15 protein-coding genes are annotated in these 19,557 nt (G+C 72.0%); 12 read left to right on the forward strand and 3 right to left on the reverse strand.

The annotated features are described in order from the left end of the window. Positions 1-35 precede the first annotated feature (35 nt). On the forward strand, positions 36-806 hold the full coding sequence (locus JOD48_RS08005; RefSeq protein ID WP_191790719.1) for an SDR family oxidoreductase: 771 nt from the start codon (positions 36-38) through the stop codon (positions 804-806). Between the two features lie 291 nt (positions 807-1,097). Next, positions 1,098-1,349: a hypothetical protein gene (locus tag JOD48_RS08010; RefSeq protein ID WP_191790560.1), complete on the forward strand. Its 252-nt coding sequence runs from the start codon at positions 1,098-1,100 to the stop codon at positions 1,347-1,349. A gap of 56 nt (positions 1,350-1,405) precedes the next feature. Here the strand turns inward: JOD48_RS08010 and JOD48_RS08015 are convergent, their stop codons facing one another. The 3 genes from JOD48_RS08015 to JOD48_RS08025 form a co-directional block, all read right to left on the reverse strand. Then, positions 1,406-2,242 (reverse strand): DUF2306 domain-containing protein, encoded by an 837-nt coding sequence (locus tag JOD48_RS08015; RefSeq protein WP_204808458.1) that lies wholly within the window; start codon positions 2,240-2,242, stop codon positions 1,406-1,408. Between the two features lie 193 nt (positions 2,243-2,435). Continuing rightward, complete coding sequence (locus JOD48_RS08020; protein WP_204808461.1) at positions 2,436-3,944, reverse strand: carboxylesterase/lipase family protein; 1,509 nt, start codon at positions 3,942-3,944, stop codon at positions 2,436-2,438. After that, positions 3,941-4,543 carry a TetR/AcrR family transcriptional regulator gene (locus JOD48_RS08025; RefSeq protein ID WP_191790563.1) on the reverse strand — a complete coding sequence of 201 codons (603 nt, stop codon included), beginning with the start codon at positions 4,541-4,543 and terminating at the stop codon, positions 3,941-3,943. Before JOD48_RS08025 ends, JOD48_RS08020 begins: the two co-directional genes overlap by 4 nt. A gap of 99 nt (positions 4,544-4,642) precedes the next feature. On the opposite strand from JOD48_RS08025, the gene JOD48_RS08030 reads away from it, so the two are divergent. The 10 genes from JOD48_RS08030 to JOD48_RS08075 all read left to right on the forward strand — a co-directional run bounded on the left by JOD48_RS08030 (position 4,643) and on the right by JOD48_RS08075 (position 19,555). Further along, positions 4,643-6,001: an MFS transporter gene (locus tag JOD48_RS08030; RefSeq protein WP_204808463.1), complete on the forward strand. Its 1,359-nt coding sequence runs from the start codon at positions 4,643-4,645 to the stop codon at positions 5,999-6,001. Further along, positions 6,001-6,768, forward strand: coding sequence for a phosphatase PAP2 family protein (locus tag JOD48_RS08035; protein ID WP_204808465.1), 768 nt, complete (start codon positions 6,001-6,003; stop codon positions 6,766-6,768). The genes JOD48_RS08030 and JOD48_RS08035 overlap by 1 nt, the downstream gene beginning before the upstream one ends. Before the next feature lie 27 nt (positions 6,769-6,795). Further along, complete coding sequence (locus JOD48_RS08040) at positions 6,796-9,066, forward strand: glycoside hydrolase family 3 C-terminal domain-containing protein (RefSeq protein WP_204808467.1); 2,271 nt, start codon at positions 6,796-6,798, stop codon at positions 9,064-9,066. 367 nt (positions 9,067-9,433) lie between these two features. Next, complete coding sequence (gene ileS / locus JOD48_RS08045) at positions 9,434-12,817, forward strand: isoleucine--tRNA ligase (protein WP_204808469.1); 3,384 nt, start codon at positions 9,434-9,436, stop codon at positions 12,815-12,817. Then, a complete protein-coding gene (locus tag JOD48_RS08050) occupies positions 12,814-14,262 on the forward strand; it encodes a bifunctional folylpolyglutamate synthase/dihydrofolate synthase (protein ID WP_191790568.1) in 1,449 nt (482 codons plus the stop codon). The genes ileS and JOD48_RS08050 overlap by 4 nt, the downstream gene beginning before the upstream one ends. Before the next feature lie 222 nt (positions 14,263-14,484). Further along, positions 14,485-15,480, forward strand: coding sequence for a dihydroxyacetone kinase subunit DhaK (gene dhaK, locus JOD48_RS08055; protein WP_191790569.1), 996 nt, complete (start codon positions 14,485-14,487; stop codon positions 15,478-15,480). Positions 15,481-15,565: 85 nt separating this feature from the next. Continuing rightward, positions 15,566-16,210 (forward strand): dihydroxyacetone kinase subunit DhaL, encoded by a 645-nt coding sequence (gene dhaL / locus JOD48_RS08060; RefSeq protein WP_191790570.1) that lies wholly within the window; start codon positions 15,566-15,568, stop codon positions 16,208-16,210. 7 nt (positions 16,211-16,217) lie between these two features. Further along, positions 16,218-16,979, forward strand: a complete 762-nt coding sequence (dhaM, locus tag JOD48_RS08065; RefSeq protein ID WP_204808471.1) for a dihydroxyacetone kinase phosphoryl donor subunit DhaM — start codon at positions 16,218-16,220, stop codon at positions 16,977-16,979. Between the two features lie 110 nt (positions 16,980-17,089). Then, positions 17,090-17,722 (forward strand): TetR/AcrR family transcriptional regulator, encoded by a 633-nt coding sequence (locus tag JOD48_RS08070; protein WP_204808473.1) that lies wholly within the window; start codon positions 17,090-17,092, stop codon positions 17,720-17,722. 93 nt (positions 17,723-17,815) lie between these two features. Further along, positions 17,816-19,555, forward strand: coding sequence for an MDR family MFS transporter (locus JOD48_RS08075; RefSeq protein ID WP_204808475.1), 1,740 nt, complete (start codon positions 17,816-17,818; stop codon positions 19,553-19,555). The last annotated feature ends 2 nt before the right edge of the window (positions 19,556-19,557 follow it).

Genomic DNA, 19,557 nt, shown 5'->3' on the forward strand with positions numbered 1-19,557 from the left:
CTTCGACAACCTCGTCCGCGGCTGCTGACGCGTCCGTGCAGACCCGGCGCGCCGTGGTCACCGGTGCCTCGTCGGGCATCGGTGCGGCGACCGTGCGCCGCCTGCGTGCGCAGGGGTGGGACGTCGTCGCGTTCGCGCGCCGCGCGGCCCTGCTCGACGCCCTCGCGGTCGAGACGGGCGCGCACCCCGTGGTCGGGGACGTCACGAGCGACGACGACGTCGCGCACCTCGTGCGCGAGGCCGAGGCCCGCGGCCCGGTCCACGCGGTGCTCAACATCGCGGGCTTCGCGAGCGGCACGGACCCGATCGACGCGAGCGACCTGGACCGCTGGCGCGCGATGTTCGAGACGAACGTGCTGGGCACCGTGCGCGTGACCAAGGCGTTCCTGCCCGCGATCCGTCGCGCGGGCTTCGGCACGGTCCTCGTGCTGACGTCGACCGCTGGGCACGACGCGTACAGCGGCGGGTCCGGCTACGTCGCGACCAAGCACGCCCAGGCCGCGGTCGCCGAGACCCTGCGGCTCGAGCTCAACGGCGAACCCGTCCGGGTCCTGGAGGTCGCGCCCGGCATGGTCCGCACCGAGGGGTTCTCCCTGACCCGGTTCGACGGCGACCAGGCCCGGGCCGACGCGGTCTACGACGGCGTCGAGGCGCCGCTGACCGCCGACGACGTGGCCGACGTCGTGACGTTCGTCGTGACCCGGCCCCAGCACGTCGCGATCGACACGCTCGTGCTGCGTCCCGTCGCGCAGTCGTCCACGACGCTGCTGGCTCGCGGCCCGCTCGTGACCCGCACCGACAGGTGATCCCGCCCAGGCTGGGACGTGCTTGTCGGCGTGGGCACGGCCTGGCATGATGACGCTCGTGATCCCCGCCGCGCACCCCCTGAGCACCTGCGTGCTCCCGGTGCGCCCCTGGGCGGTCCGTGCGTCGAGCTGTTGTTGAGGGCTCGCTGACGCTCCAGCAGCGCGCGACCTGGTGTCAGCGAGCAGTGCCACGCCCCTCCCTCTGAAGAGAGGGCGTGATGGTCACCGATCAGTTCTCCGGTACTGGTCGGTCTGCCCTCGTGAGCACCCGCCTCGACTCCAGGACCTCCCATGAACCTCGCTCTGATCTCCCACCCGTTCGCCGTGACCGGAGACGTCGACCCCCTCGGCCACCTGGTCGCCCACGACCCGTGGTTCGCCGCGGCCTCGCACGGCGGCGCGCCGTCGACGTCCCCCGGCCCGACGGCGCAGCCCGGCCCGGGCAGCGCGCTCACCATCGAGTGGCTCGTCGCACGCGACATCGACACCTACCGGGCGCGGCGCGGCGAGGCCCCGCTCGGTCGGTCGGCGACCGGGCGCTGACGCGGCGGCCTCTCGCAGCGGTGTCTCGCGTCGCCCCGGGCCCTCGCGGCGCGGGCTCATGTCGCGGCGCGCACCGCGACGGGTGAGGTCATGCGCAGCCCGGGCAGGTTCCGCCGGGCGATCAGCCACTCCGCGATCACGACGTTCGGCAGCCAGCACAGGAACGCGACGGGGGCGTACGCGGTCTCGAACAGCGTTCCCGGGTCGGCGTCAGGGCCGGCGAACGGCGTCTGGACGGCCACGAGGACCCCGACCCACAGGCGCAGCGTCACGGCGGCGTAGGTCAGGGCGAAGCAGCGGATCATCCACGCCTGGTGCTCGGCGACGCGCCCCGCACGGATCGCGCGGTACGCCTTCCAGCCCGTCCACGCCCACAGGACCGCGAGCGTCCCGAACCCGAAGAACCCGAGGAAGGCGACCGAGCTCGCGGTCGAGATGACGAAGCCCGTGAGCGCGCCCACCCCGACCCCGACCAGGTACACCCTGCCCAGCACGCGGTGCACGCGCGGGGCACGGCGGCGCCAGCGGGAGACGAACTGCAGCGGTCCCACCAGCAGCGCGAGCCCGGCGAACGCGATGTGCAGGTAGAACGCGAGCTGGATCGCCGGCGAGCGGTTCGCGAACGTCGAGGCGAGGCCGGTGTCGTCCTGGGCGAGCTCGTCGAGCGTCGCGCCCGTGTAGGAGGTGAGCAGGATCGCGGCCATGGCGATCGAGCTGAGCGCGACCCAGACGAGGCCCGGCCGGAAGCGACGGGTGCGTCCGGTCGGTCGCTCGGGGTCGGCCGGTCGAGCGTGGCCGGCCGGCCCCGAGGGGCGGTCGGGACGGGAGGTGCTCGTGCGGCCGGGCGCTGTGGCGGCGCCGGGCGAGGCCGCCGCCTCGGAAGGAGTGGGCATCGTCGCCTCGTTCTCGGGTCGGGGTGCGGGGCAGGAGGACGGGCGAGCGTGCCGTCGCCCTCCTGCTCCAGCGTCCCGTCCCGCACGATCCCGGCGACAGGGGGGAGTCCCCCCGAAAACCTGGCGGCCCGCCCCCGGCCCGTGCGGGACCGGTCCGGTACCCGGGTCCAGCAACCGACCCGGGGGCGGGGGCTCAGACCAGGGCGCGGACCTCGGCGTAGCCCTCGGGCAGGACGGAGGGGGTCGGCATGTCCCCGCCGAACACGCGCGTCGCACCCGGGGCGTCGGACCAGGCGCGCCACCCGGGAGCACCCTCGTGGACGAGCGCGACGGCCGCGCCGTGGAGCTCGTCCGCCAGGTCCTGGGGCGGGTTGTCGCCCGCGATGAGGTCGACCTTCTCGGCGTCGAGGCAGTCGAACCAGAACGGGACGTCGAGGCAGTGCGCGGCCCAGCCGAGCTTCGGGGATGCCCACGAGAAGCGGTACACCCAGGTGGGGTGGGCGGCGCGTGCCTCGGCGATCCGGACGATCGGCGCCCGGAACATGCTGTCGGTCATGAACCGGCCGAGCACCGCTGCGGTGCCCTTGCGTCGCTGGGCCTTGTTCGCGGCGAGGTAGGCCTTGCGGCGCGAGCGGTCGGTGAGGAGCTTGCCGAGGACGATCGACGCGGGCAGGAAGCGCAGCTTGTTCTTCGCGGCGTCGGTCGCCATCGTGAACTCGTCGTCGGTCGCGCCGAGCACGAGCGGCTTGTCGCCGCCGACCCCGGTGCGTAGCGACTCGAGCGTCGGCCGGGTGATCAGGTCTCCGTCGATCATCGGTCCCCACGGCAGACCGTCCCGGAGCATCGCCGCCACGCCCGCCATCGGGTCGAGGCCGTCGGGGTTGGAGGCCTCGTCCTGCAGCTCGAGGACGCGGGTCTCGGGCAGCGACGCGAAGCCGTCGCGCGTGGCCTCGACCCCGGCGAGGCGGGCGAGCGTGTCGGCGAAGGTCTTGGCGCGTGCCTCGGTCACGTCCCCCACGGCGCCCGAGAGGCACCACGCCGACCGGAAGAGGTGCTGCGCGGAGGGCATGCCCAGCAGCGTCAGTACGGCGCCGCCCCCGGCGGACTGCCCGGCGAGCGTGACGCGCGAGGGGTCGCCGCCGAACGCCGCGACGTTGCGCTGGACCCAGTCGAGCGCCAGCAGCCAGTCCCGCACCCCGCGGTTGGACGGCGCGCCCTCGATGCGCCCGAACCCGTCGAAGCCGAGCCGGTAGGAGACCGACACGGTCACGACGCCGTCGCGGTTGAACGCGCGCCCGTCGTACCAGGGGCTCGCCGGGGAGCCGGCCGTGTACCCGCCGCCGTGGATGTAGACGAGCACCGGCAGGCCGGCGTCGGGCGCCCCGGGGGCGGGCGTGTACACGTTGACGTTGAGCGTCGAGTCGCCGGGGATCGACGGTTCCGGGATCAGCGTGATCTCGGCGAGCTGCTTGCGCTGCGGGGTCGCGCCGAGCTCGGTGGCGTCCCGCACGCCGTCCCAGGGGGCGACCGGCACCGGAGCCTCGAAGCGCAGGGCGCCGACGGGGGCTTCGGCGAACGGGATGCCGAGGAACGCTGCGGAGGACTCGCGCCAGACGCCGCGGACCTGGCCGGCGTCGATCGTGACGACGGGGCCGTCCAGGGTGGGGTCGATCGCCTCGGCGTCGGTCACGGGGGTGCTCATGCGGTGGTGCTCCGTTCGGAGGGGAAGACCCCGAGGGACACGAGCAGCCGCTCGATCTCGGAGGCCATGTCGATGGTGGGGTCCTGCAGCCAGAGGGTCTGCAGGCCGTCGGCGACGGCGGTGATGACGAGACCCAGCGAGGCGGTGTCGACGTCGGTGGGATACCGCCCGGCGAGCTTGCCCTCCTCGACGAGCCCCGCGAACATCGCCTGCATCCCCGCCCGGCGCTCGGCGAAGAAGGCATGGGCCGGGTGCTCGTGGTCGCTCGCCTCGGCGTTGAGGCGCGTGTACAGCTCGACGAGCCCGGGGACCTCGGCGTTGTGCCTCACGACCTGCAGGAACACCCGGAACGGGTCGAGCGTGGACTCCGTGCGGTAGGTCTCCAGATCGAGCTCGTCGCGCTTGCGCAGGATCGCGGTGAACAGCTCGTCCTTGCTGTCGAAGTAGTGCAGCAGGCCCGCCTGGCTGAGGCCGGCCGCGTCCGCGAGCTCCTTGACCGATGCCCCGCGGTATCCCTCCCGGGCGATGACCTCGAGCGCCGTCGAGAGGATCTCCTCCCGCTTGGCGATGCCCTTCGCGTATGAACCTCGCTGTGCCATGCGTCGACCCTAGACCGGAGACCCTTGCACTTCAATACCGAGTGCCATACTGTTTTGGCGACGCTCAAGGATGAGCGCCTGTCCGACGAAGGATCCGCCATGACACAGCCGTCCGATTCCCCATCCACCGCTCCGGCCTCGGCTCCGACGCCCACCCCCGCGCCGGCGCTCGCCGTCGACACGTTCGCCGCCGCCGAGGAGTTCATCGAGGAGGCGTCCGGCCAGGACGATCCGCCGCCCCTCGTCACCGGCACGCCCAAGCGTCTGCTCGGCTGGATCGTCCCCGCCAACTTCTCGGTCTTCATGATCTGGGGCGCCGTGGGCGGACTGCTGATGCCCCTCCAGGTGCAGACGCTCGGTGAGGCCGACAAGGTCGGCAACCTGGCGGTCGTCGGCACGTTCGGGGCGCTGGCCGCCCTGCTCGCCCAGCCGATCGCCGGCCAGATCTCGGACCGCACGCGCAGCCGGTTCGGCCGTCGCGCACCGTGGCTCGTGCTGGGCGCCCTCGTCGGCGGCCTGGGCCTGCTGGCCATGGGCTTCGCGAACAGCCTCGTGGGCATCGTCGTCGGCTGGGTGATCGTCCAGGTCGCCTACAACTTCGCGCAGGGACCGCTCAGCGCGATCATGCCGGACCGTGTCCCGCGCGCCCTGCGCGGCACGTTCGCCGCGCTGTCGGGGCTCGGGCTCATGCTCGGAGCCCTCGGCGGATCGATCCTCGGTGCGCAGTTCGCGGACTCGATCCAGCTCGGCTACCTCGTCTTCGCAGGCTTCACGCTCATCGTGCTGACCCTGTTCGTCGTCTTCAACCCCGACCACTCCAGCAAGGACCTGGCCAAGGAGCCGTTCGACGTCGGAGAGTTCCTGCGCACCTTCTGGGTCAGCCCCCGCAAGCACCCCGACTTCTTCTGGGCCTTCACCGGTCGCCTGCTCCTGTACACGGGCTACTTCGCCGTGACCGGGTACCAGCTGTTCATCCTGCAGGACTACATCGGGCTCGGGCAGGCCGGGGCAGTCGCCGCCGTGCCGTTGTTCAGCCTCGTCAGCCTCGCCGGTGTGCTCGTCGCGACGCTCGTCTCCGGACCCCTGTCCGACCGGTTCCAGCGCCGCAAGGTCTTCGTCTTCCTGTCCTCGGCCCTCGTCGGCCTGGCGCTCCTCATCCCCGTGTTCGTGCCGAGCTTCGTGGGCTGGGCCATCTTCACGTTCGTCTCGGGCCTCGGCTTCGGGATGTTCCAAGCCGTCGACACGGCGCTCATGAGCGAGGTGCTGCCGTCGGCGAAGTCGTTCGCGAAGGACCTCGGCGTCGTCAACATCGCCGCCACGCTGCCGCAGACACTCGCCCCCGCGTTCGCGGGCCTGATCATCCTCAGCTTCGGGGGCTACGTCGCGCTGTTCCCGGTGGGGATCGTCCTGAGCATCCTCGGTGCCTGCGCGGTCTGGCCCATCAAGGCGGTGCGGTGATGACGGCCGAGGTCGTCCAGCCGCAGCGGGAGGACGTCCGGGTGCCCCACCCCGACCGCCCGAGGGCGATGCTGTGGTGGTCCCTGGGGCTCGTCACGGCCTTCGCGCTCATGGGGATGCTCGTCGCACAGGACTCCGCCACGCCCCTCACGCAGCCGCTCGACGACTGGTGGCGCGGACTCGTCGGCGTCGGGCCCGACAGCGACCTGTACCCGTCAGCGCTCCCCATGTTCTTCCAGCACCTCGGCGAAGGCCCGGGGGCGCTCGTGGGCATGGTCCTGATCCCTGGTGCCCTCGCGTTCGTCGGCCGCTGGCGCTCGGCGCTCTTCTTCCTCACGGTGACCCTGGTCGGACCGGGGCTGCTCTCGCAGGGCATGAAGAACCTTGTCGACCGTCCGCGGCCCGCGGTGGACGAGACGCTCGGCCTGTTCGGACCGTTGTTCCGGGTGGACCACGGCTCGTTCCCCTCGGGGCACGCCGTCATGGCGGGCGCGCTCGTCGTCGGCATCGCGGCCCTGATCCCGGCAGCACGCCGCACCGCCCGCACGCTCTGGTGGTGCGTCGGTGGGCTGGTCATGCTGGGAATGGTGTGGCAGCGGACCCTCATCAACGCGCACTGGCTCTCCGACACCGTCTTCGGGCTCGTCGCGGGCGTCGCCGGGGCGCTCCTCGTGTGGTGGGCGTTCTGGCCTCTGCTCCAGCGCGACCACGGGCGCCCCGTGTGGTTCTGCCACCTCGGCGCCCGCCACCAGCCCTCCCCAGCCTGAACGACGAACGAGAGAGAAGGACAGGACATGACCGACACCATCGAGGACGGCACGACCGCCGTCGCCGGCCTGACGCTCGAGGAGAAGGCGTCGCTGACCAGCGGCGCGAGCTTCTGGTGGACCAAGGGCGTCGAGCGCGCCGGCATCCCCGCCGTGATGCTCACCGACGGCCCGCACGGTCTGCGCAAGCAGCGTGGCAGTGCCGACCACCTCGGCATCGGCGACAGCGTCCCTGCGACGTGCTTCCCCCCTGCCGTGGGACTCGGCTCGTCGTGGGACACCGACCTTGCGCACCGCGTGGGTGAGGCGCTGGGCGTCGAGTCCTCGATCGAGGACGTCGCCGTCATCCTCGGCCCGGGCGTGAACATCAAGCGCTCGCCGCTGTGCGGCCGCAACTTCGAGTACTTCTCGGAGGACCCGATCGTGTCCGGGATCATGGCGGCCGCGCTGGTGCGTGGCACGCAGTCGACGGGCGTCGGCACGTCGCTCAAGCACTTCGCGGCCAACAACCAGGAGCACGACCGGATGCGGGCTTCGAGCGACGTCGACCCGCGCCCCCTGCGCGAGATCTACCTGCGCGGCTTCCAGCGGGTCGTCGAGGACGCCCAGCCGTACACCGTGATGTGCTCCTACAACCGGGTCAACGGCGTCTTCGCGTCCGAGGACCCGTTCCTGCTCACGCGCGTGCTGCGCGACGAGTGGGGCTTCGCGGGGCTCGTGGTCTCGGACTGGGGCGCCGTCAACGACCGGGTCTCGGCGCTCGCGGCCGGCCTGGACCTGGAGATGCCGTCGTCGGGCGGCGTGACCGACGCGCAGATCGTGGCCGCGGTGCGCGACGGCTCGCTCGACGAGAGCGTCGTGGACGCCTCGGCCGCGCGGGTCGCGCACCTCGCGACGCGCTGGCAGGGCACGCCGCGCGTGGAGGGCCCCCTCGACGTCGACGCGCACCACGCGCTCGCGCGCGAGGTGGCCGGCCGGTCGATCGTGCTGCTGAAGAACGACGGCGGCCTGCTCCCGCTCCGGGCCGAGCGCTCGGTGGCCCTCATCGGGGCCTTCGTCGACCAGCCCCGGTACCAGGGGGCCGGGTCCTCGATGATCAACCCGACCCGGATCGACTCGGTGGCCCGCGAGGTCGCGGTCAAGGTCGGGGAGGACCTCGTCTCCCGGGCGCAGGGCTTCACGCTCGACGGCTCGGGGGACGCGGCCGCGCTGCGGGCCGAGGCCGTCGCCCTCGCGGCAGAGCACGACGTCGCCGTGGTCTTCCTCGGTCTGCCGCCCGCGGCCGAGTCCGAGGGCTACGACCGCGAGCACATCGACCTGCCGGTCGAGCAGCTCGAGCTCCTCGACGCGGTGCTCGAGGTCAACCCCGACACCGTGGTCGTCCTGTCCAACGGCAGCGTCGTCGCGCTCCCGTTCGCGGACGACGTCTCGGCGATCCTCGAGGGCTGGCTGCTCGGACAGGCCGGCGGCGGCGCGATCGCCGACGTGCTGTACGGCGACGTCAACCCGTCGGGCAAGCTCACCGAGACCATCCCGGTGCGCCTCGAGGACACCCCGGCGTTCCTCAACTTCCCCGGGGAGGACGGGCACGTCCGCTACGGCGAGGGGCTGTTCGTGGGCTACCGCTGGTACGACGCGCGCCGGATCGAGGTGACCTTCCCGTTCGGGCACGGCCTGTCCTACACGACGTTCGGGTACGGGGAGGCCACGGCTGCCGTGACCGGCGACGGCGACGTCGAGGTGCGGGTCGTGGTCACGAACACGGGGGACCGGGCCGGCCGCGAGGTCGTGCAGGTCTACACCGGGCTCGTCTCGACGGCCGTGCAGCGCCCCGAGCGAGAGCTCAAGGCGTTCGCGCTCGTCGCGCTCGAGCCGGGCGAGAGCCGCGAGGTCGTCCTCACGGTCCGTCGGGCGGACCTCGCATACTGGCACGTCCGCGCCGACCGCTGGGTCGTCGAGGGCGGCGAGTACACGGTGGACGTGGCCGCGTCGTCGCGCGACGTGCGCTCGTCCACGACCGTCGAGGTCGCGGGGGACCAGCTCGTCATGCCGCTCACGCGCGAGTCCTCGCTCGCCGAGGTGTTCGCGCACCCGGTCGCGGGGCCGGTCGTGCAGCAGGCCATGGCGCAGATGGCCTCGGCCATGGAGGGCGCGGCGTCGATCATGCCGGAGGGCGTCGACATGGCCAAGATGATGGGGTCGTTCCCGATCGGGCGCATCGGCATGATCGCGGGGGACTCCTTCGGCCCCGAGCAGGTCGACCAGCTCCTGGCGACGGCGAACGGAGCGAGCGCCTGAGCCTCGCCTGACCGGGGGTGGGGCCCGGCGCCTCGCGGCGCCGGGCCCTCGCCCCTGCGTGGCCGTCGGCCTCGGCGCGCTCGCGGGGGGCGGCGCGTTATCATGGGGCCACAGGCGTCGACCCGGCCATCACCGGTGAGCCTCCGGAAGAACAGGTCCCGCGGCGCGGGACCCCAGTAGAACCGGACGGGTAGGCCCGTCACAGCCGTGTCGAGCGGTCGCCGCTCGGGTGCCCACAGCGCCCGACGACGGCAAGCGGGGTGGTACCGCGGCTCGCCTTCTCCCTCGGGAACCAGGGAGGGGTGGTCGTCCTCGCACGAGCACGTCCCGGACCACCGCCTGCCACTCACGATGGAGCCACTGAGCCATGGCCTACCCTCTGCACCGCACCGACGACACCGCCCCTGACGGTCAGGGCCACCAGATCCCCGCCAGCCCTCACCTGCCCGCGCTCGAGCGTGGCGTGCTGTCGTACTGGTCCAAGGACGACACGTTCCGAGCGTCGATCGAGCACCGTGAGGCGGGCCAGGACGGCGACAACGAGTTCGTCTTCTACGACGGCCCGCCGTTCGCGAACGGCCTGCCGCACTACGGCCACCTCCTGACCGGGTACGCCAAGGACGTCGTGCCGCGCTACATGACGATGCGCGGCAAGCGCGTCGAGCGCAGGTTCGGCTGGGACACGCACGGCCTGCCGGCCGAGCTCGAGGCCGAGCGCGTGCTGGGCATCACCGACAAGTCCCAGATCGAGGCCATGGGGATCGCCGCGTTCAACGAGGCCTGCCGCGAGTCCGTGCTCAAGTACACGGACGAGTGGAAGGAGTACGTGACGCGCCAGGCGCGCTGGGTCGACTTCGCGAACGACTACAAGACGCTCGACATCACCTTCATGGAGTCGGTGATCTGGGCGTTCAAGCGCCTGTACGACAAGGGGCTCGCGTACGAGGGCTACCGTGTGCTGCCGTACTGCTGGCGCGACGAGACGCCGCTGTCGAACCACGAGCTGCGCATGGACGACGACGTGTACCAGTCGCGCCAGGACCCGGCGCTCACGGTCGGGTTCCGGCTCTCCGCCGACGTCACGGACGGCGTCGCCGCAGCCGCAGCCGGTGCCCTCGTCCTCGTGTGGACCACGACCCCCTGGACGCTGCCCTCGAACCTGGCGGTCGCCGTCGGGCCGGACGTCGACTACGTCGTGGTGCGCGCCGGTGCCGGCTCGGCCGTGGCCGGTGACACGGTCGTGCTCGCGGCCGCCCGGCTGGGCGCCTACACCAAGGAGCTCGGGGAGGACGCCGAGGTCCTGGCGACCGTCAAGGGCGCCGACCTCGCCGGGCTGCGCTACACGCCGGCCTTCGACTACTTCACGGACCGTTCGGCCGAGGGCTGGCCGAACGCGCACCAGGTGCTCGTGGCCGACTTCGTGACGACCGAGGACGGCACCGGTGTGGTCCACCTGGCTCCGGCCTTCGGTGAGGACGACATGGCCGTGTGCGACGCCGCGGGCATCGTGCCCGTCGTGCCCGTCGACGCGCGGGGGCGCTTCACCAACGCGGTCCCGGACTACGCGGGCGAGCAGGTCTTCGACGCCAACCCCAAGGTCATCAAGGACCTCAAGGAGGGCACGGGCCCGCTCGCACGCGTCGCGGTCGCCTCGCGTGCCGTCGTGCTGCGCCACGAGACCTACCAGCACTCCTACCCGCACTGCTGGCGCTGCCGGAACCCCCTGATCTACAAGGCGGTCTCGAGCTGGTTCGTGCGCGTGACCGAGTTCCGCGACCGCATGGTCGAGCTCAACCAGGACATCACCTGGACGCCCGAGCACATCCGTGACGGCCAGTTCGGCAAGTGGCTCGCGGGTGCTCGCGACTGGTCCATCTCGCGCAACCGCTACTGGGGCACGCCCATCCCCGTGTGGGTCTCGGACGACGCGAACTACCCGCGCATCGACGTCTACGGCTCGATCGCCGAGCTCGAGGCCGACTTCGGCGTGCCCGTCACGGACCTGCACCGCCCGTTCATCGACGACCTGACGCGCCCCAACCCGGACGACCCGACCGGGAAGTCCGTCATGCGCCGCATCCCCGACGTCCTGGACGTCTGGTTCGACTCGGGCTCCATGCCGTTCGCGCAGGTGCACTACCCGTTCGAGAACGCGGACTGGTTCGAGCACCACTACCCGGGCGACTTCATCGTCGAGTACATCGGCCAGACCCGCGGCTGGTTCTACACGCTGCACGTCCTGGCCACGGCCCTGTTCGACCGCCCGGCGTTCCGTTCGGCCGTCTCGCACGGGATCGTGCTCGGCTCGGACGGGCGCAAGATGAGCAAGTCGCTGCGCAACTACCCGGACGTCTCCGAGGTCCTGGACCGGGACGGCTCCGACGCGATGCGCTGGTTCCTCATGAGCTCGCCCATCCTGCGCGGCGGGAACCTCATCGTCACCGAGGAGGGCATCCGCGACTCGGTGCGCCAGGTGCTGCTGCCGCTGTGGAGCACGTACTACTTCTTCACGCTCTACTCGAACAACGCGAACGGCGGCGCGGGATACACCGCGCAGCGCGTGGCACCGGAGCGCGTCGCGGACCTCCCGGCCCTCGACCGCTACCTGCTGGCCCGCACGCACGACCTGGTCGACGCCGTGACGACCCAGCTCGACGCCTACGACATCGCGGGCGCGTGCGAGAGCGTCCGTGAGCACCTCGACGTGCTGACGAACTGGTACGTCCGCACGCAGCGCGACCGCTTCTGGGACGAGGACGCGGACGCGTTCGACACGCTGTGGACGGCCCTCGAGGTCCTCACGCGCGTCATGGCGCCGCTCGCGCCCCTGCTCTCCGAGGAGGTCTGGCGCGGGCTCACGGGCGGGCGCAGCGTGCACCTGACCGACTGGCCGAGCGTCACGGCGCAGGAGACGGCCGAGACCCCCGCCGACTCGCTCGCGGGCGTCCTGGTCGCCGACGACGAGCTCGTCGCCTCGATGGACCTGGTCCGTTCGGTGGCGTCCCTCTCGCTCGGGCTGCGCAAGGCGCACTCGCTGCGCGTGCGTCAGCCGCTGAGCACGGTGACCGTCGTGACCGAGGACCCTGCCGCGCTCACGCCCTACGCCGACCTCCTGGCTCGCGAGCTCAACGTCAAGACGGTGCGCTTCCTCGACCTGGAGTCGGGCGCGGCCGACGAGTTCGGCGTCTCGCAGAAGCTCACGGTCAACGCGCGGGCCGCCGGACCGCGCCTGGGCCGCGGTGTCCAGGCGGTCATCAAGGCCGCCAAGGCGGGTTCGTGGCGCGTGGGCGACGACGGCTTCGTCGTCGTCGAGACGCCCGACGGCGACGTGCCGCTGCTCGGCTCGGAGTACGAGCTGACGACCGTCGTGCTCGCCGAGCAGGGCCACGACGAGGTCGACCCGGCGGCGCCGTCGATCGCGGCGGCCGTGTTGCCCTCGGGCGGGTTCGTGGTCCTCGACCTCGAGCTGAACGACGCGCTCCTGGCCGAGGGGTACGCACGCGACATCGTGCGCGAGGTCCAGGACGCCCGCAAGGCCGCCGGCCTCGAGGTCTCCGACCGGATCGACCTGTCGCTCTCGGTGCCGGGCCCCTGGCGGGGCGCGGTCGAGGACCACCGCGAGCTCATCGCGGGCGAGACCCTCGCCGTGAGCGTCACGATCGACCTGTCGCCGACCGACGAGCGCAGCGTGCTCGTCGCCAAGGCGTCGCCCACCGCTTCGTCCGACCAGACCGACGGGGCGCAGGCATGAGCGGCCTCCGCGTGGGCCGGGGTGCCGGCGAGCGCCCCGGCGACAAGGACGCCCGGCGCCCGGGCGGCGCCGCACACCAGCGCACCGCCGAGGAGACCGCCGCGCTCGAGGACCTGGCCACGGTGTACGCGCACATCATGGACCGGGCCCCCGAGCACGACATCGACCCGACGCTCGACCGCGTGCAGAGGGTCCTCGAGCTCCTGGGCGACCCCCAGAAGGCGTACCGGACCGTCCACATCACGGGGACCAACGGCAAGACCTCGACCTCGCGCATGGTCGAGCGGCTCGTGCGCGAGCACGGCCTGCGGACCGGGCGCTTCACGAGCCCGCACCTGACGTCGGTCACCGAGCGCATCGCGATCGACGGCGAGCCCGTGAGCCCCGCGCGCTTCGTCGAGATCTGGGAGGACGTCGCGCCCTACGTCGGCGTGGTCGACCGGGAGTCGCAGGAGGCCGGCGGGCCGCGGCTGAGCTTCTTCGAGGTGCTCACGGTCATGGCCTTCGCCGCGTTCGCCGACGCCCCCGTGGACGTCGCGATCGTCGAGGTGGGCATGGGCGGCAGCTGGGACTCGACCAACGTCGTGGACGGCGACGTCGCGATCGTGACCCCCATCTCGATCGACCACACGCGCTGGCTCGGCCACACGATCGAGGAGATCGCGACCGAGAAGGCCGGGATCGTCAAGGAGGGCGCGGTCGTCGTGCTCGCCGAGCAGAGCGACGTGGCCGAGGCCATCGTGATCGAGAGGGCCGCCGCCAAGGACGCCCGCGTCCTGCGCGAGGGGCAGGACATAGCGGTTGCGGGACGGACACCGGCGGTCGGGGGACAGGTCGTCGACCTGCGCACCCCGGCGGGTCTGTACACACAGATCTTCCTGCCCATGATCGGCGAGCACCAGGCGCACAACGCCCTGCTCGCGCTGTCCGCGACCGAGGCGCTGCTCTCGGGCGGCCGCGCGCTCGACGGAGGGGTCGTCGAGGCCGCGTTCGGCGACGTGTCGTCGCCCGGTCGGCTCGAGGTCCTGCGGTCGAGCCCGACCGTGATCGTCGACGCGGCCCACAACCCTGCAGGGGCCGAGGCGCTCGTCGCGGCCGTCGACGAGGCGTTCGAGTTCGAGCGCCTCATCGGGGTCGTCGCGATCATGGGGGACAAGGACTCCGAGCAGATCCTCTCGGTGCTCGAGCCCGTCCTCGCCGAGATCGTCGTCACGCGCAACTCGGCCGAACGGTCGGCCGACCCGACCGACCTCGCCGAGATCGCGATCGACGTCTTCGGCGAGGACCGCGTCCACACCGCGGAGCGCCTCGACGAGGCGCTCGCGATCGCGGTCGACCTGGCCGAGCGCGACGACTCGGTCGGCGTGGGCGTCGGGACAGGGGTGCTCGTGACCGGGTCCGTGATCACCGCGGCCGACGTGCGGATCCTGCTCGGGCGGGGCTGAGGTCTGCTGCACGACCACCGCGCAGGGCGCTCCTCGAGCGAGGGGCGCCCTGCGTCGTCGGGAGACTGGAGGCGCCCGGGACCACGGGACGTCCCGCCCTGCGTGCCGGGCGCCGCGCGGAGGTGTTTGATGGGGTGACGGGCACCGGGGGCACGCGTCACCGGTGCGCGAGCAGTGCACGCGGCCGCCCGGTGCCGCAGCAGTCCGACGAAGGGATGCGCCATGAAGAAGCTGCTCAACGACCCGCAGGACGCGGTCACGGAGTCGCTCGACGGGTTCGAGCTGGCTCACGCCGACCTGGTCGAGGTCCACCGCGCGCCGCTGTACGTCTCGCGCGCGGGTGGTGCGGTGCCCGGCAAGGTCGGCCTCGTCAGCGGGGGCGGCGCAGGGCACGAACCCCTGCACGCGGGCTTCGTGGGCGCCGGGATGCTCGACGCCGCCGTGCCCGGCGCGGTGTTCACCTCGCCCACGCCGGACCAGATCGTGCCCGCGATCCTGGGGGCGGACTCGGGGGCGGGCGTGCTCGCGATCGTCAAGAACTACACGGGCGACGTGCTCAACTTCGAGACCGCGCTCGAGCTCGTCGAGGCCGAGGGAACGCAGGCAGCGAGCATCCTCGTCAACGACGACGTCGCCGTCGAGGACTCGCTCTACACGGCCGGGCGGCGCGGGGTGGCCGGCACCGTCGCGGTCGAGAAGATCGCCGGGGCCGCCGCGGACCGCGGTGACGACCTGGGCAAGGTCACCGAGATCGCCGGCCGGGTCGTCGCGAACGTCCGGTCCATGGGGGTCGCGCTGAGCGCCTGCACCGTGCCGCACGTGGGCAAGCCCAGCTTCGACCTCGGTGACGACGAGATCGAGATCGGGATCGGGATCCACGGTGAACCGGGCAGGCACCGCATCCCTCTGGCCTCCGCGGACGAGATCACGGGCATGCTCGTCGACGCCGTGGCGGAGGACCTGCGGCTCGAGGGCGGCGAGAGAGTGTTGCTGTTCGTTAACGGTATGGGTGGTACGCCCCAGTCCGAGCTCTACGTCGTCTATCGTCAGGCGAGGAGGCTGCTCGAGGCGCGCGGCGTGGCGGTCACCCGCTCGCTCGTGGGCAACTACGTCACCTCGCTGGAGATGCAGGGGGCCTCGGTCACCGTGCTCCGGCTGGACGACGAGCTGACCGCGCTCTGGGACGCGCCCGTGCACACCGCCGCTCTGCGGTGGTGACTCCGGCCGACCCCCGAGAGCCGGGGGACGGCGCCCCGGGGCGATTCTCGCGAACCGCCCCGGGCCAGTAGGGAAAGGGCGATTGATGACGCTGGACGTTGCGTGGGCTGTGCGCTGGATGAGGGACGCTGCGGCGATGATCGTGTCGGCGCGGGACGAGCTCACCGAGCTGGACCGTCAGATCGGCGACGGCGACCACGGCGAGAACCTGAACCGGGGGTTCCAGGCGGTCGTCGCCAAGCTCGACGGGCTGGAGGCCGAGCCGGCGCAGATCGGTGACGTGCTCAAGCTCGTGGCGACGACGCTCATGTCCTCGGTCGGCGGCGCGTCGGGGCCGCTCTACGGCACCGCCTTCCTGCGCGCGGCCAAGGTCACGGGGCTGGCGGAGCTCGACTCCTCGGCCGTCGTCGCCCTGCTCGAGGGGGCGCTCGAAGGCATCACGGCGCGCGGCAAGGCCGCGCCCGGGGAGAAGACCATGGTCGACGCCTGGCAGCCCGCGGTCGACGCCGCGGTCGCCGCCGCGGACTCGGGAGCGGATCCCGTCGGCGTCCTCGAGGCGGCGCTCGCCGCAGCCGAGGCGGGGGCTCTCGCGACGGTCCCCCTGCTCGCGACCAAGGGGCGCGCGAGCTACCTGGGCGAACGCAGCATCGGGCACCAGGACCCGGGTGCGACGTCGACCGTCGTGATCCTGCGGGCTGCGGTCGCGGCGGCCACCGCTCCCGGTGAATGATTGCCCGATGACTACCCCACAGGTCGGCGATCGCGCACGGATCGCCCTGGTGCTCGTGTCCCACTCGGCCCGTCTCGCACAGGGAGCCGCCGAGCTCGCGGCCCAGATGGCTCCCGGCGTGCTGCTCCTGCCCGCAGGCGGAACGGACGACGGCAGCCTGGGCACGAGCTACGACGTGGTGTCGACCGCGGTCGGTGAAGGCCTCGTGGGGACCGAGGGGGTCGTGGTGCTCGCCGACCTGGGGTCGGCGGTCATGACGATCGAGTCGGTCATCGAGCTCGACGACACTCTCGACGGTCGGGTCGTCCTCGCGGACGCCCCGTTCGTCGAGGGGGCCGTCGCCGCGGCCGTGACGGCGCACGGCGGAGGCAGTCTCGCCGAGGTGCTCGCCTCGGCCGAGGCCGCTGGGAGCACGTTCGCACAGAGCGCGCCCGGAGCCGGGGGAGAGTTCGTCCCGGCCGCCGGGCCGGCCGACCAGCTCGCGGGCGCTGCGGGAATCGAGGACGACTCGCCGGGCGCCCCGCGGGCGGTCACCCTGCGCAACCCGCTCGGCCTGCACGCCCGTCCGGCGGCGATCCTCGCTCGGCTCGTCGCGGGCTACGACGCGAAGGTCATCATCAACGGTGTCAACGCCGCGAGCGTGCTCGAGATGATGAAGCTGGGTGCGACCGGCGGACGGGAGCTCGTGATCGCGGCCGAGGGTCCGCAGGCGAACGAGGCCCGGGACGCGGCCCTCGCCGCGGTCGAGGGGGGCTTCGGCGAGGTCTGACGCCCCGGTTCGTCCCTCGCCCGTCCTGGGTCAGGAGCGCCCCGTCCGTGACCGGCGTCACGCGAATACTGCATTGCCTGCAAAGTTGCACGACGTGTAAAGTTTCGGCTGTGCAGAACCTTGTCGAGCCCTCCGCGGTCCCCACCGGGCTGCGTGAGCGCAAGAAGCGCGAGCGCCGCGAGGCGCTCATCGACGCCGCCCAGACCCTCGTGCTCGAGCGGGGCCTGGACGAGGTCACGGTCGAGGACGTCTGCACCTCGATCGGCGTCTCGACACGGACCTTCTTCAACTACTTCGCGTCGAAGGACGACGCGGTGCTCGGGGTCGAGGACTTCTCCCCGTCCCCCGACGCCGTCGCCGCCTTCGTCGCGGGCGGCCCCACGGGGGACCTGCTGGACGACCTCCAGGCGCTCGTCACCGACCTGCTCGCCCACCAGGTCATGTCCCTCGACCGGGTGCACCGGGCGATCACGCTCGTCGAGCGCGAGCCCCGGCTCCTCGCCCGCCACATGTGGTGGATCGAGAACCTGCGCACGGGCCTCATCGACGTGTTCGACCGCCGCCGTGCCGACCACCCGTTCGTCCCCGAGCCCGAGCTTCTCGCCATGGTCGTGATGAGCCTCCTGCGCACCACGACCCTCGAGTGGGAGCGCCTCGGGCGCACGGGCGAACCGGTCGACCAGCTCGGCTCGGTCGTCGCCCAGCTCCGCGCGCTCGTCTGCCCGGGGTCCGCTCCGGGCTGACGCGCGCGCACCTCGCACGACCCCTCTCGCTCTCCTTCGCACCCGCGGTCCGCGTCCGCCGGGTGACTGTCCACCGACCTGAACGGATACCTCATGTCCTCCTCCCGCTCCACGACGCCGGCCCCGCCGGCCGGGGCCGGCGCGTCTCCCGCGGAGAGCGGCAAGCCGCTCATCGTGCTGACGCAGCGCACCGTCTGGCTGATCTTCGGTGCGCTCATGGCCTCGATGTTCTTGTCCTCGCTCGACCAGTCGATCGTCGGCACCGCGATGCCGACCATCGTCGGTGAGCTGCACGGGGTCGAGCACCAGGGCTGGGTCATCACGGCCTACATCCTGGCCATCGCGATCGTCATGCCGCTCTACGGCAAGTTCGGTGACCTGTGGGGTCGTCGTTGGCCGTTCCTCGTCGCGATCGGCCTGTTCACCGTCGCGTCCGCGGGCGCGGGCTTCGCGCAGACCTTCCCGGAGCTCGTCGCGTGGCGCGCCGTCCAGGGCCTGGGCGGCGGTGGCCTCATGATCCTGTCGCAGGCGATCATCGCCGACATCGTCCCCGCCAAGGACCGCGGGAAGTACATGGGCCCCATGGGAGCCCTGTTCGGCATCGCGGCCGTCATCGGCCCGCTCCTGGGTGGATGGTTCACCGAGGGACCCGGCTGGCGCTGGGCCTTCTGGATCAACGTCCCGATCGGCATCGCGGCGTTCCTCGTCGCATGGTTCACGCTCAAGCTCCCGAGCCACCGTTCGGGGCGCAAGATCGACGTCGCCGGCATCTTCTTCCTCGTCGTCGGTACGTCCGGGATCGTCCTGCTCACGAGCTGGGAGTCGCTCACCACGAGCACGGGCTACGACTGGTCCGACCCCAAGCTCCTGGGCATGGTCGCCGCGACGCTCGCGTCGATCGCGCTGTTCGTCGTGGTCGAGAACCGCGCGCAGGAGCCGCTGCTCCCGCTGCACCTGTTCAAGAACCGCACGTTCACGATCGCGACCCTCATCGGCCTCGTGCTCGGGATGGGCATGTTCTCCGCGCTCGCGTTCCTGCCGACGTTCCTGCAGATGTCGACCGGCGCCGGAGTGACCGAGTCCGGCTTCCTCATGCTGCCCATGATGGTCGGTGTCATGATCACCGCGATCGGTTCAGGTTTCGCGATCACCAAGACCGGGCGCTACAAGATCTACCCCGTCGCCGGGCTCGCCATCACGACCGCGGGCATCATCTGGCTCACCACCATCACGGGTGACATGTCCATGGTGCTGTTCGGCGCCATGATCTTCGTCATGGGTGCCGGCATGGGGCTGGTCATGCAGACGATCGTGCTGGCCGTCCAGAACTCCGTGGACCCCCACGAGATCGGGACCGCGACGAGCGCGAACAACTTCTTCCGCGAGATCGGCGCGGCCGTCGGTACGGCCCTGTTCAGCACGATCTTCACGACCCGGCTGTCGGCGAACCTCGCCGACGTCATCCCCGGTGGTGCGGCCACCGGCGGGGGAGAGGCCTCGAGCCTGACCCCCGCCGCCGTCCAGGCGCTCCCGGAGCCGGTCAAGACGGGCGTCATCGACGCGTTCACGAACGCTCTCGCCCCGGCGTTCTGGTACCTGGTCCCGCTCGTCGTCGTGGGCTTCGTGCTCGCGCTGTTCCTCAAGGAGGTCAAGCTCTCGGGCGAGGCCGGCATGGTCGCTCGTGGCGAGGCGATCGCGGACCCGAAGGGCGGGCCCGCCGACGAGGCGCAGGACGCCCCGGTGCGTGACGCCGTCGGGCCGGACGGGGCGAGCATCCCGCCGGGAGACGACCCGACGGGCGCCCCCGACCGGCAGGGCGCCCCGGTAAACTGAAG

Source organism: Oerskovia paurometabola (assembly GCF_016907365.1).
In the GTDB taxonomy this organism is placed as follows: Bacteria; Actinomycetota; Actinomycetes; order Actinomycetales; family Cellulomonadaceae; genus Oerskovia; species Oerskovia paurometabola.

Coding starts and splice junctions, on each gene's coding strand:
- JOD48_RS08010 (WP_191790560.1), top strand. CDS start 1,098: ATGAACCTCGCTCTGATCTCCCACCCGTTCGCCGTGACCGGAGACGTC.
- JOD48_RS08015 (WP_204808458.1), bottom strand. CDS start 2,242: ATGCCCACTCCTTCCGAGGCGGCGGCCTCGCCCGGCGCCGCCACAGCG.
- JOD48_RS08020 (WP_204808461.1), bottom strand. CDS start 3,944: ATGAGCACCCCCGTGACCGACGCCGAGGCGATCGACCCCACCCTGGAC.
- JOD48_RS08025 (WP_191790563.1), bottom strand. CDS start 4,543: ATGGCACAGCGAGGTTCATACGCGAAGGGCATCGCCAAGCGGGAGGAG.
- JOD48_RS08030 (WP_204808463.1), top strand. CDS start 4,643: ATGACACAGCCGTCCGATTCCCCATCCACCGCTCCGGCCTCGGCTCCG.
- JOD48_RS08035 (WP_204808465.1), top strand. CDS start 6,001: ATGACGGCCGAGGTCGTCCAGCCGCAGCGGGAGGACGTCCGGGTGCCC.
- JOD48_RS08040 (WP_204808467.1), top strand. CDS start 6,796: ATGACCGACACCATCGAGGACGGCACGACCGCCGTCGCCGGCCTGACG.
- ileS (WP_204808469.1), top strand. CDS start 9,434: ATGGCCTACCCTCTGCACCGCACCGACGACACCGCCCCTGACGGTCAG.
- JOD48_RS08050 (WP_191790568.1), top strand. CDS start 12,814: ATGAGCGGCCTCCGCGTGGGCCGGGGTGCCGGCGAGCGCCCCGGCGAC.
- dhaK (WP_191790569.1), top strand. CDS start 14,485: ATGAAGAAGCTGCTCAACGACCCGCAGGACGCGGTCACGGAGTCGCTC.
- dhaL (WP_191790570.1), top strand. CDS start 15,566: ATGACGCTGGACGTTGCGTGGGCTGTGCGCTGGATGAGGGACGCTGCG.
- dhaM (WP_204808471.1), top strand. CDS start 16,218: ATGACTACCCCACAGGTCGGCGATCGCGCACGGATCGCCCTGGTGCTC.
- JOD48_RS08075 (WP_204808475.1), top strand. CDS start 17,816: ATGTCCTCCTCCCGCTCCACGACGCCGGCCCCGCCGGCCGGGGCCGGC.